At 41.1% G+C, this 12,945-nt stretch carries 12 protein-coding genes; 2 read left to right on the plus strand and 10 right to left on the minus strand.

Annotated features, from left to right (window positions below):
- The 3 genes from ATS75_RS02935 to ATS75_RS02945 form a co-directional block, all read right to left on the minus strand.
- On the minus strand, positions 1-511 hold a 511-nt coding region (locus tag ATS75_RS02935; RefSeq protein WP_161936882.1), incomplete at its 3' end, for a transposase.
- A gap of 222 nt (positions 512-733) precedes the next feature.
- Positions 734-1,015 (minus strand): hypothetical protein, encoded by a 282-nt coding sequence (locus tag ATS75_RS02940; protein WP_152996170.1) that lies wholly within the window; start codon positions 1,013-1,015, stop codon positions 734-736.
- 101 nt (positions 1,016-1,116) lie between these two features.
- Positions 1,117-1,587: a hypothetical protein gene (locus tag ATS75_RS02945; RefSeq protein WP_058558920.1), complete on the minus strand. Its 471-nt coding sequence runs from the start codon at positions 1,585-1,587 to the stop codon at positions 1,117-1,119.
- A gap of 353 nt (positions 1,588-1,940) precedes the next feature.
- Here ATS75_RS02945 and ATS75_RS02950 point away from each other — a divergent pair, with 353 nt between their 5' ends.
- Complete coding sequence (locus tag ATS75_RS02950) at positions 1,941-2,897, plus strand: integron integrase (protein ID WP_058558921.1); 957 nt, start codon at positions 1,941-1,943, stop codon at positions 2,895-2,897.
- A 601-nt stretch (positions 2,898-3,498) separates the two neighbouring features.
- Here the strand turns inward: ATS75_RS02950 and serS are convergent.
- From serS to lrp, 6 genes are all read right to left on the minus strand, one after another.
- Positions 3,499-4,797: a serine--tRNA ligase gene (gene serS, locus ATS75_RS02955; RefSeq protein ID WP_058558922.1), complete on the minus strand. Its 1,299-nt coding sequence runs from the start codon at positions 4,795-4,797 to the stop codon at positions 3,499-3,501.
- Positions 4,798-4,806: 9 nt separating this feature from the next.
- Complete coding sequence (gene crcB / locus ATS75_RS02960; RefSeq protein ID WP_058558923.1) at positions 4,807-5,193, minus strand: fluoride efflux transporter CrcB; 387 nt, start codon at positions 5,191-5,193, stop codon at positions 4,807-4,809.
- On the minus strand, positions 5,180-6,523 hold the full coding sequence (locus ATS75_RS02965; RefSeq protein WP_058558924.1) for a replication-associated recombination protein A: 1,344 nt from the start codon (positions 6,521-6,523) through the stop codon (positions 5,180-5,182). Before ATS75_RS02965 ends, crcB begins: the two co-directional genes overlap by 14 nt.
- Before the next feature lie 5 nt (positions 6,524-6,528).
- Positions 6,529-7,155, minus strand: a complete 627-nt coding sequence (gene lolA / locus ATS75_RS02970; RefSeq protein WP_058558925.1) for an outer membrane lipoprotein chaperone LolA — start codon at positions 7,153-7,155, stop codon at positions 6,529-6,531.
- Positions 7,156-9,636, minus strand: coding sequence for a DNA translocase FtsK (locus ATS75_RS02975; RefSeq protein WP_058558926.1), 2,481 nt, complete (start codon positions 9,634-9,636; stop codon positions 7,156-7,158).
- 135 nt (positions 9,637-9,771) lie between these two features.
- Positions 9,772-10,251, minus strand: a complete 480-nt coding sequence (gene lrp / locus ATS75_RS02980) for a leucine-responsive transcriptional regulator Lrp (RefSeq protein ID WP_058558927.1) — start codon at positions 10,249-10,251, stop codon at positions 9,772-9,774.
- Between the two features lie 141 nt (positions 10,252-10,392).
- On the opposite strand from lrp, the gene ald reads away from it, so the two are divergent.
- Complete coding sequence (ald, locus tag ATS75_RS02985) at positions 10,393-11,514, plus strand: alanine dehydrogenase (protein ID WP_058558928.1); 1,122 nt, start codon at positions 10,393-10,395, stop codon at positions 11,512-11,514.
- Between the two features lie 98 nt (positions 11,515-11,612).
- Here ald and pssA read toward each other — a convergent pair whose 3' ends face one another.
- A complete protein-coding gene (gene pssA / locus ATS75_RS02990) occupies positions 11,613-12,938 on the minus strand; it encodes a CDP-diacylglycerol--serine O-phosphatidyltransferase (protein WP_058558929.1) in 1,326 nt (441 codons plus the stop codon).
- Positions 12,939-12,945 lie beyond the last annotated feature (7 nt).

Below are 12,945 nucleotides of genomic sequence, written 5' to 3' on the forward strand. Positions count from 1 at the left end.
CGCGCTCTAGTTTTGCTTTTTTACGGCCTAGTTCATCGAATGTGCCGCTCCACTCTTTGCTCGCATTCGATTTCAATTTACACCCATCAATGGCAAATAAGTTACGGCCTATCAAGCCTTCTTCATCACATATCATCAGCACTTGCGTAAACAGCGGTTCAATTTGTTCGTGCATTTTAGCCACAAAACCCGCTATTGATGTGTAATGCGGCTGAATATCCCCCGACACACTCATAAACAAAATATTATTCTCACACGCCTTCGCAATTCGACGACTGCTGATCAAACCATGTGCATAACCAAGTAAAATAATCTTTAGCATCACCGACGGCGGATACGCCGCGGCACCCGTTTTATCGTTGTTATACCACGCGTCAAAGCCCGACAAGTCGAGTTTATTTTCGACAATATAACAAAGCGCATACTCAAAGGTGCCAGGCAAAATTTGCTCAGCGAAATTGATAGGAATGAATTTATTTTGGCAGGATAAATCAGGCTTGTAGTTGGCCATAACAATTTACCGTGGGTGAATAATATCTATTAGATCACAGTCACCCGGCGGATTCAAGGTTAAAAAACAATCAATTTTAAATGGTAGGACATGTTTCTAAAAAGAGTAATTCTACAGCCTCAACGCCCTAATAATGGGCAAATAACAGTTGGTTAAAATACGCGACGAAGGAGCAAAAACCAACTGTTATTTGTCCTTATTTATTAGCTTGTTATATGCAATTTACGGGATGCCTATATCCCATAGTTGTTCATTACTTAAATACTCAATAGAACCACTTTTATTTATGATTGCTCCTAAACAATATTTATTAGTAATGAAAAGTTTATCAATAGCTAACATGATGACAGCGAGCTCACCTGATTCATGTGGCTCAACCCACACATTTTTAGTAAATATGTGACCATTAAGCTTCAATTCTTGATCAACGCAAGGTTTCAATTCACCAGCGATAAATTGATCTCTTAAAAACTCTAATTTTGCATAGATGCTAGATTGATTCATTTTGCATATAACGCCGTGCACAGCGGTGAGTTGAACTGGCGGTTTTTGTGCGGCCTTTTGCACAAAAAGTGACAGTTTGACGAGTCCGTTGCTGCACCTTGTTAGGCGCTCGCGAACTTGCACAATACCTCTGCCGCCATTTTATTTCGATAATCATTTGCTTCCTGAACCGATAACTCACTTAATTCTTCTAGCTCGAGATCCTGGTACGGTATTGCAAATTTTCTGATTACTTTCTCATCGTTTTCATTAATTAGGTCATTTTCTGATAATGCCCATATTGCATCATATGCGACCCAACCATTCTCATCATGTAGTAGTGAACGCACCGACTCTACATTTGATTTTGCAAATTCACCGCCAATAAAGCGAATTGCTGTCATCATGGCTCTGCGCACAAATGCATTATCATTATCAATGAACTCTTCATAAAGAATCTGAATTTTTGGACTTGGATAGAAATCAGCCATTTTTCGTGACAATGAAAATATCTCGATAGGCATACATGTCTCTGCATCTGACAAAATCTGTAATTTAGCTCTAAGAACATGAAATTTGAAAAACTGTATCATAATCTTCCTAAACGCCTAACAGCGTTTTACCAAGAATACCGATAAACACTCGCGAGTGTTTGCCCTATTCTACGTAAATACACTTTAAAATTTATAATAAGATTATCAACTTACTAACTTATCAGGAAAATGGCAACAAAAAATCACCATCCCCATAACGAGAATTTACTTAATCGAGAACTTATATTTTTATTAAATGAGAACAACCTAAATAAAAATATTTAAGATCAATTACTTAATATTATTAAAAATAGTAAAACGAGAATTCTAATCATGTATATACCGAGAATTTGAGTTGCAAAATCCTTGCAATGAATTATAACTGTATAAATAAACAGTATTTGGGGTTTGCTATGAGTTCACCTTATTTAGAAATGATCAGATCAGAATTGCGTACTAGACGCTATAGTATTCAAACTGAGAAAGTGTATCTCTATTGGATAAAGTACTTTATTTTGTTTAATGACAAAAAGCACCCTGATGGCATGGGAAACTATAACATCGAACGGTTTTTGAATAATTTGGCAGTTAACAAACAAGTAAGTGCTGCAACGCAAAATCAAGCGCTATGTGCAATTATGTTTTTATATCGTTACATTGTTAAGCGTGAGATTAAAGGGTTATCTTATTCATTCACAAAGCGGGAAAAAGCATTGCCAACGGTGTTAACTCACGAAGAAGCATTAACTATAATTAACAAATTATCTGGCAAATACCGGTTAATAGCGTCAATACTTTATGGCTGCGGGCTAAGAATAAACGAAGCGTTAAAACTACGCGTAAAAGACCTAAACCTTGAAAATAACACATTATTTGTTTTTCGCGGTAAAGGTAAAAAAGACCGTTATACTTTATTACCTAAATCATTAAATGATGATTTAAATAATCAAATTGAGTACGTTAAAAATACACACAGCAATGACTTAGCACAGGGGTATGGTTTAACATCATTACCCCCTGCACTATTAAGAAAATATGGTAATGCCGCTAAAGATTTTTCATGGCAGTATCTATTTCCCTCATCTACTCGATGCGTGCACCCTTACGACGGTTATATTTGCCGTCACCACCTTCATGAAACTTCTTTTAGGAAGCAGCTTAGAAAAGCGGTACTAGCAGCTAAACTAACTAAAAGTGTTAAAGCGCATACATTTAGACATACATTTGCAACACAATTATTGGTCAATGGCTGCGATATTCGTACAGTACAAGAGTTATTAGGTCATACAGATTTAAAAACAACAGAGCTTTATACCCATGTAATTGGCAGCCGATTTAGCAATACAATGAGCCCGATTGATAAAGCCTAAACATAAAAAACCACGGCTGTTAACCGTGGCTTTTCAATGCAGTTAAGTAAGTTGATTCATCGTAGTGCAGTGATTGGAAACCAAAGGGGTCACTTATTAGAAAGCTCAGATCAAGCAGGCAGCTGTGTTTTCTTGATCTTTTTATTCAAAAAGACAAGTGTTGTTACTTTTTAAACTCACTTTAAATATACTTCTTAAAAGGGGCTGCCATTCTTGCAAAGTAACGCCTTGATATTAAGCCCCTGTGAAACGCTGAATTCAGTGTATTGAGGTGACTTGGGTATAAACAACAAGGTGCTAATGGCGTAATTAGTCCTTTTTCTAGGTTATAAAGCTGGTTCAAAAAAGCGCTAAAGCACGTCTTACAGATGAACAGAAGCTTTAATGCCAAAAGCTTAACCTTCATGTGAACTTGATAAAATCATGGCTAAAGCCTACTCCTACGCGGTGAGCATCACACCGAATTAATCTCACAGCTCGATAACTTTACTCTTGCTAACTTGCAAACTAAACCTTAATTAATAAAAAAGCCGCTGTTCGTTACAAACAGCGGCTTCTCTTCTTAAAGCTTAAAACTTACAGCTCTAAAGCTTTAACAAGCTTATTTAATCACTTCAAGTCCACCCATGTACGGGCGAAGTACTTCTGGTACTACAACTGAACCGTCAGCTTGTTGGTAGTTTTCAAGTATTGCTACAAGGGTACGGCCAACCGCTAGGCCTGAGCCATTTAATGTATGTAGTAACTCTGGCTTTTTCTCACCTTCGCGGCGAAAACGTGCTTGCATACGGCGCGCTTGGAAATCATGCATGTTTGAACATGATGAGATTTCGCGGTACGTATCTTGTGCTGGTAACCATACTTCTAAATCGTAAGTTTTTGCTGAACCAAAGCCCATGTCGCCCATACATAAAATCACTTTACGGTATGGTAATTCTAATGCTTGTAAGATTTGCTCAGCGTGACCTGTTAGCTCCTCGAGTGCGTGCATTGAATCTTCTGGTTTTACGAGTTGTACAAGCTCTACTTTATCAAACTGATGCTGACGGATAAGGCCTCGGGTATCACGGCCATAACTGCCCGCTTCACTTCTAAAGCACGGCGTGTGCGCAGTTAAACGAATTGGTAAGTCTTTTTCGTCGTAAATTTCATCACGGGCGCTGTTAGTAAGCGGTACTTCTGCTGTTGGAATTAAGCTAAAGCCTTCTTGCTCTTCGCCATCATCGTTTACTAAACCTTTGGTATGGAATAAGTCTTCAGCGAATTTAGGTAGCTGACCTGTACCGTATAGGCTGTCGCGGTTAACTAAATATGGCACGTACATTTCTGTGTAGCCGTTTTTGTCTGTGTGGGTATCTAGCATGAATTGCACTAGCGCACGGTGCATGCGTGCCGTTGCGCCGCGCATAACAGTAAAACGAGAGCCGGTGATTTTAACACCCATTTCAAAATCTAGGCCGTTTAAATCTTGGCCTAAGTCAACGTGATCTTTAACTTCAAAATCGTACTTTTTAGGCTCGCCCCACGTTAAAATTTCAACATTTTCAGACTCGTCAGCACCCGCTGGTACTGATTCATCAGGTAAATTAGGAATAGCCAATGAGATTTGCTTAAGCTGTTCTAATATTTCATCTTGCTCAGCTTTAACGCTATCCAACTCAGCACCTAGGCTGCTTACTGCGTCAAGTAATGGTTGTGCGTCTTCGCCTTTTGCTTTTGCTTGGCCAATTGCTTTGGAACGGCTATTACGCTCACTTTGTAATTCTTGTGTTTTTACTTGCAGTGTTTTACGTTTTTCTTCAAGTGCGCTGACAGTCGCTGTATCTAGTTCGTAACCACGGGCAGCTAAGCGCGCGGCTGTTTGTTCGATATCTTGACGTAATAATTTAGAATCTAACATGTTAGTTTTTTAACCTTTTTGCATTACCAGCTGAAGGCCCAGCCAAGCCATAAAAATACACACCGTCACATTTAAGACGATATTGAGGGCCATTTTAACAAAATGACCTTGTTGCAAAAGCAACAACGAATCCATTGAGAATGTAGAAAAGGTGGTCAATGCACCTAGAAAGCCAATTCCGATAAGGGATTTAGCGGGGCTGACGGTGATAATTTCGCGCTCTATCAAACCGTATAATACGCCCATCAACAATGAACCCAGAATATTAACCGCCAACGTGCCAAAAGGGAATCCCCTACCCAGCAGTTTTAGCATGGTTTCGCTAATAAAAAAGCGTAAACAGGCACCGGATGCCCCACCCGCTGCAATCATCAGGTAAATCTTAAGAGTTGTCATAACGCTTTATGCCACTTTGCTGATCACGCTCTTTGAGGTAATCAAGCTTTTGCTTAATTTTTTGTTCAAGCCCACGCTCTGTAGGAAAATAATATTGGGTGTCGGCAATTTGCTCAGGGAAATAGTTTTCACCCGCTGCAAACGCGCCTTCTTCGTTATGCGCATAACGATACTCTGCGCCATAGCCTAAATCTTTCATTAAATTAGTGGGGGCATTACGCAAATGTTCGGGCACTGGGTAACTGGGTGCATTTTGTGCATCCGCTTTGGCTTTGTTAAACGCAGCATACACAGCATTACTTTTAGGTGCACTGGCTAGGTAAATCGTTGCTTGTGCTATGGCACGCTCGCCTTCACTTGGCCCAACTCGTTGAAATATATCCCATGCATTAAGCGCAACGTCCATTGCTCTTGGGTCCGCATTGCCGATGTCTTCTGTGGCAATAGCAAGTAAACGCCTTGCCACATACAGCGGGTCACCACCGCCTGCTAGAATTCTGCAATACCAATACAACGCACCATCGGGGGAACTCCCACGCACTGACTTATGAAACGCGGAGATCAAATCGTAAAATTCATCGCCGCCTTTATCATATTTGGCTAAATGTGTTGGCAGCACTTGGCTTAATACGTGTTCATCCACTAAATATTGATCATTATGCTCTGTGGTTAAATCAATCGCTTGCTCAAGTAAGTTTAATACTTTACGGGCATCGCCATCGCTGGCTTGGCACAGTGCTTTTTTAGCGTTATCAGCAAGAGTGATGGTTTTAGTGCTAAGCTCATCATCGCTTGCAAGGGCGCGCTCTATAACTAAATGTAAATCGGCTTCTTGCAAGGATTTAAGCACATATACGCGGGCACGAGATAGAATCGCGTTATTTAACGCAAACGACGGGTTCTCTGTGGTTGCGCCAACAAATATAAAGGTGCCATCTTCAATATGGGGTAAAAAAGCATCTTGCTGAGATTTATTAAAGCGGTGTACTTCATCAACAAATAACAAAGTGCGCTGTCCGCGCCCCTCTAAATTAGTCTGTGCATGCGTTACCGCATCACGAATATCTTTAATTCCGGCTGTCACTGCCGACATTTGAATCAATGATGCATCGGCATGATTTGCAATAATTTGTGCTAACGTGGTTTTACCTACGCCCGGTGGTCCCCATAAAATTAAGCTATGACATCGCCCTGCGAGGATTGCTTGGTATAAAGGTTTGTCTTGACTAAGTAAATGTTGTTGACCGATGTATTCTTCTAAACGCAAAGGTCGCATGCGCGCCGCGAGTGGGCGCACATCAGGAGCAAAGTTAAAGCCTAAATTACTCACGGTAATTATTCGCCTTGGCTTTGGTCGTCTATCTCAACGTTTTCTGGAATGATAAATTCAAAGGTAGTGGTTGTCAGTTGCTCATTCACTTTAGCGTCGCTAAAAGTGAATGTTGAAGATTGCCCTGAGCTGTCTTTTACGCGCAATAGCTCAAGCCCAACTTGGTCTTTGGCAAAAATAATATCTAATTGTTCGACTTGGCTTTCAACACCTTTATTTGGTGTCACGCTAAACCCATTCACAGTGGCTTTTACTTGGTACTTTTGCCATTGCGCAGGGTTTTTTGAAGTGAGTAATACAAACGGTGTTGAATCAATCAAGCTGTTTGTGTTCATGATCGTAACTTGTTCAGCAAAACTGTCGAAGTAATACGTTTTATCACCATTTGATACAAATAACGTGTCGTCAGGGCTGGCTTGCTGCCAACGGATCATCATAGGTTGTTGTAACGCAATGTTACCTTGGCCTTGCATAATCGATTGACCTTGTTCGTCGTTCACTTGTTGCAAAAATTGCGCTTGAAAGCTTTTTAAATCGGCTAATTTATCTTGCAACGTTTGGCTATCACTGGCCATCGCGGTGGTAGATAAAAAACAACTTACGGCTAATGCTACATATTTAATCTTGTTCATTTAATTTGCTCCACTGTTGGGCACTAATACATCGCGAGCACCGTTATGGCCTGGCGCGCTCACAATACCCGACGTTTCCATCTGTTCGACTAGACGTGCTGCACGGTTATATCCCACACGCAGCTTACGTTGCACACTCGACACTGACACCTTGCCAGTTTCGATAACAAATGAAACGGCTTCATCATAAAGCGGATCTGATTCTTCATCCGCACTCTCGCTGGCTTCACCTGGCAGTAGTATATCTTCTGTGGCATCACCATTTAAAATTTCGTCTACGTAGTTCGGCTTACCCCGTTTTTTCCAATCATCCACAACGGCATGCACTTCATGATCGTCAACAAACGCGCCATGTACACGCACAGGTACGCTGGTACCCGGTGGTAAATACAACATGTCCCCCATACCAAGCAGGTTCTCGGCGCCTTGTTGATCTAAGATCGTGCGCGAGTCAATTTTACTTGAAACCTGAAACGCCATACGGGTTGGTATATTAGCCTTAATAAGACCTGTTATCACATCGACTGATGGTCGCTGTGTAGCCAGCACAAGGTGTATGCCTGCGGCACGCGCTTTTTGCGCAATACGCGCAATCAACTCTTCTACTTTTTTACCTACAATCATCATCATGTCAGCAAATTCGTCAATAACAACAACAATGCTTGGTAACTTATCTAGTTCATCGGGGCCGTCTTTCATGCCGTCGGTGTCTTTAAATAAAGGGTCTAATATAGGGTAACCCGCTTCTTTAGCATCCAATACTTTTTGATTGTAGCCTTTTAAGTTACGTACACCCAATGCCGACATTAATTTATAACGGCGCTCCATTTCGCCCACACACCAACGTAATGCATTGGCGGCTTCTTTCATATCTGTGACAACTTCACACAATAAATGTGGGATGCCTTCGTAAACAGAAAGTTCCAACATTTTAGGGTCAATCATGATCATACGCACATCATCAGGGCCTGATTTGTACAGTAAGCTTAATATCATTACATTAACGCCCACTGACTTTCCTGAACCTGTTGTGCCCGCAACCAGTAAATGAGGCATTTTTCCTAAGTCAGCACAAATTGGCTCACCCGCAATGTCTTTACCTAATACCATGGTCAATGGCGATGGGTTTTGCTCAAATTTTGGGGCGTCAATAACCTCTGATAAACGGACTATTTCACGGTGTTTATTTGGCAGTTCAATCCCTACGTAGGTTTTACCTGGGATAACTTCAACAACACGCACGCTCACCGCTGATAATGAACGGGCCAAGTCTTTTGCTAACCCAGTAATTTTAGACACCTTAATACCTGGCGCTAAATCAAGTTCAAATCGTGTCACAACAGGGCCCGGGTATACGCCAACAACCGCAGCTTGTACGTTAAAATCAAGTAATTTGGTTTCTACTAAACGTGATACAGCTTCAAGCTCTTCGGGTGAAATAGGGTTTTTTGCTTTGTCCGGTCTATCTAATAAATCGAGTGTTGGCAATGGCGCACTTGGCGGCTGCTCATCAAGCAACTGTTCAAACTTTTCTTTTGCCGTTGGTGGCGGCTGATAGTTACTTTTTGGCTTAGGCATAGGCCGTGCGGGTGAAACAACCGTCGTTACTGGTTTTTCAGGTTCAGCTACATGACTTTGATCGAGTGCATTAAGTGCCGCGGCAGTATCCATTGGCTCATCATCAATGGCACTAAAATTGATTTCTTGGTCAAGAATATCATCGAGCTCATCAAACGCATTATGCTGCGGTTGGCTCTGCATTTGGTCTGCCGTAAAGCGCTTTGCTGGTTGTTCTGCTTTGTGCTCATCGTTAAACGTGATTGCATGAGTTTGTGCTGTGGGTTCATTAACGTCGACTTCATCGTCAACTTGGATAGCATCTCGCTCACGATTGAGCCATCCACTCACTTTTGACACGATGCACTTGTATATACGAACGACCCAATCGCCTAAAAAGTCAACAAACTGCACCCATGACACGCCTGTTAGCAGTGTTAAACCTGCAAAAAAGAAGCACAGTAATAAGATAGATGTACCCGTAAAATTAAACGCAGGCATCATTGCGCCTGCAATGACATCCCCTACGACACCACCCGATGAAAAATTATAAATATCGTCAAAGTTTATACTGCTTATGGCTGTGGCTGAGGTAATAAACAAGGCAAAGCCAATTACTCTCAAAGAGAGAGTGGTATAATCTAACTGAAAAATTTTGTGAGGTTGCTTAAATATAAGGTAGCCAAATACTTGAATTGCAGCAGGCACTAAATAAGCCAACCAACCAAAGGTGAGTAATAAAATATCAGCTATCCAAGCACCTGCGGCGCCTGTTACATTATTTACTTGGTGAAACTCACCTGTTTGAGACCATGATGGATCAGCAGGATCAAAGCTAATTAATGCACATAATATGAATATGGCAGCAAAACTGCTTATAATTAGCCCGGTTTCTAATAGCCTTTGCACACCGTTTAGGCGCATAATTCCCTATTCCTCATTTTTCTTATTTCAGTGTCTTCATTGCCCAGCAATAGAATACCTTAGCAGGAAATACTTTTTGTTGCACTTTATCATATACACTAACTGCTTAGCCGATTATGAACAAAATTTTACAGTTTATGCGATGTATGGGCGAATGATGACGCCTTGCTCACCTTTCACTTCTTCCATCACCACATAGGTTCGGCTTTCACTGACATTAGGTAGCTTCAAAAGTATATCACCAAGCACGCCACGGTACTCTGACATATCATTAACCCGTGTTTTCAGTAAAAAGTCGAAATTACCTGATACCAAATGACATTCTATGATTTCATCGTGCTTTTTTACTGCGGCACTAAATTCATCAAACACGTCGGGTGAGGTTTTAGTAATGGTCACTTCAACATACACCGATAACCCCTGTCCTAACTTGGCTGGGTCAACAACCGCTTTGTAGCCTACAATGTAACCTTCACGCTCAAGTTTTTTTACGCGCTCTAGGCAGGGCGTAGCGCTTAGGCCAACTCGTCGGGCCAGTTCCACATTAGAAATTCGCCCATCGTGTTGTAATTCCATCAAAATTTTACGGTCAATACGGTCTAATAATTCATGCATAGGGCCAACCAGTTTATTACACTAATTAAAGTTGTTTTTTAGATTATATCACTAGATTACATTTAAAAAAAGGTGAGACACACTGGCTAATCGTGAATATAATAGTGAAAAAATTTACCCCGTTCCAACAAGGCAAAACTTATGATTATTGGTGTACCTAAAGAAATTAAAAACCATGAATACCGTGTAGGTATGGTTCCAGCGAGTGTTCGTGAACTTGTTAATCACGGCCACCAAGTGATTGTTGAAACTAATGCAGGTATGGGCATTGGTTTTACGAATGAAGATTATACACTTGCAGGTGCTGAAATTTTACCGACAGCGGCTGATGTATTCGCAAAAGCAGATATGATCGTAAAAGTAAAAGAGCCACAAGCTGTTGAGCGTGCAATGTTACGTGAAGACCAAATTCTTTTCACTTACCTGCACCTTGCACCGGATCTTCCACAAACTGAAGACCTTGTTAAGAGCAAAGCAATCTGTATCGCTTATGAAACAGTGACTGATTCGCGCGGTGGATTACCACTTCTAGCGCCTATGAGCGAAGTTGCTGGCCGTATGTCAATTCAAGCAGGTGCACAAGCCCTTGAAAAATCAAACCACGGCCGTGGCATGTTACTTGGCGGTGTACCTGGTGTTGAGCCTGCTAAAGTTGTTGTAATTGGCGGCGGCATGGTTGGTCGCAGTGCGGCACAAATGGCTGTAGGCCTTGGTGCTGATGTTGTTGTTCTTGACCGTAACATTGATGTACTACGCGCACTTGATGCACAGTTTGGTAATAAAGTTAAAGCTATTTACTCAACAGCTGATGCACTTGAAAAGCACGTACTAGACGCTGACTTAGTAATTGGTGGTGTATTGATCCCGGGTGCTGCTGCACCTAAGCTTGTTACAGCAGAACACATCAAAGCAATGAAGCCTGGTTCAGCAATCGTTGATGTTGCAATCGACCAAGGTGGTTGTATCGCAACATCTAAAGCAACCACTCACGCTGATCCTACTTTCATCGTTGATGAGGTTGTTCACTACTGTGTTGCTAACATGCCTGGAGCTGTTCCGCGTACTTCTACATTTGCACTTAACAATGCTACATTGCCTTTCATCATTAACCTTGCAAACAAAGGTTACAAGAAAGCATTATTAGATGACGCAAACTTCCTTGAAGGTCTTAACGTAATCAAAGGCCAAGTTACTTATAAAGAAGTAGCTGAAGCGTTCAACATGGCATACGTAGACCCCCGCACTGCAGTAGAAAACGCATAAAGATGATTGTTATAACTATACCTGAGTAACCGCTTTGGTATAAACATTAAAAAAGCAGCTAATTTAGCTGCTTTTTCTTTTTGTTCCTATACCCTAAGTTAGATAAAGCGCTTAATTATAAAATCAACTTTAACGCGTTTAGCCTGCCCTAACAGTTTTTTTACTGCTTGAGGGTAGTCGTCCATAGTCTCTAAATCTTCCGGGCCGTTTAGGCGTCTACAATGTTTAAGAATTTCTGCTTTTTCATTATCAATCGCAGGCATTAAAGATTGCTGTGGATCATCTAAGAAAATCCCATTTTCAATATCTAAGCCCCATGCTCTTGGGTTTAAATTATGCCCACTGAGTAAATGATATTGTCGATCAGCACAAATGCCTTTCAAATGAAATGAGTTACTTTCATGCTTCCACAAGTACACATTTAGGTTGCCATTTGTAATGTGACGTTTGTGAGATTTTAAGAACTTAAGTAGGATTGTTTCGTATAAATACGGCAAGGCACCTATTTTACTGAACGGCTCACTAGGCGGAAGGTAAAAGTCATTCGCCGTTTTATCACCTACTACAATGGTTACCTCCTTCCCCTGCTTTAATAAACGCCTTAATGAACGCATCAAAGGAGCAGGAAAATTGAAGTATGGTGTATAAAGTACAAGCTCTCGCTCTGTGGTATCAAATAATGATTTGATTGCTCTATTGAGTTCGTTATTACGTCGTCCTAATCCCAAAAACAGTCTGACACCCAAAGGCTGGTCGTTTTCGTGGGCTGCATGTGCATAACGTGTTTGCTTTAGTGCGCGCATGAGTTGCTTTTGAGCAAGCTTAATGTCATTAAATTGCGTGAGTGGGCGCGTATCTATTCGTGGTACAGCCTCTGAACTAAGAAGTTGATCCTCAATAAAATCAACAACAGCGTTACATAAAAATGCTTGCTTCACGAGAAAATAGCGATCGAGTCTATATCGTTCACTATGCTGTAGATACACATTATTTAAACTTGCACCACTGTATAAAAGTGTATCGTCAATAACAAAGCCTTTTAAATGCAATACACCAAACAATTCTTTTGCCTTGACTGGCACACCGTAAACCTGAACGTTCGATTGGAACTTTTGTTTATAATCGCAATATAAGCTGGCGTTTCCGTCAGACTTTGCAGCGCCAATTAATCCTCTTTGGGCACGATGAAAATCAACCAGTACTTTTATTTCAAGTTCTGGTTTTGCTAGTGATGCTTGATGAAGTGCTTCAAGCACTTCTCTACCTGCTTCATCATCTTGTAAATAAAGCGCTGTGATATAAATACGTGTTTGCGCGCTTGCGATTAAAGCAAGTAGTTGTGAGCGATACTGCTGTGCATTGGTTAAGACGTTAACGTCTTTTGAAGTCAACCCAAATGCGGGTTTTTCCTGCCAAAATAACATAGTTGCC

The sequence above is a fragment of the Pseudoalteromonas sp. H105 genome, from assembly GCF_001469215.1.
In the GTDB taxonomy this organism is placed as follows: Bacteria; Pseudomonadota; Gammaproteobacteria; order Enterobacterales; family Alteromonadaceae; genus Pseudoalteromonas.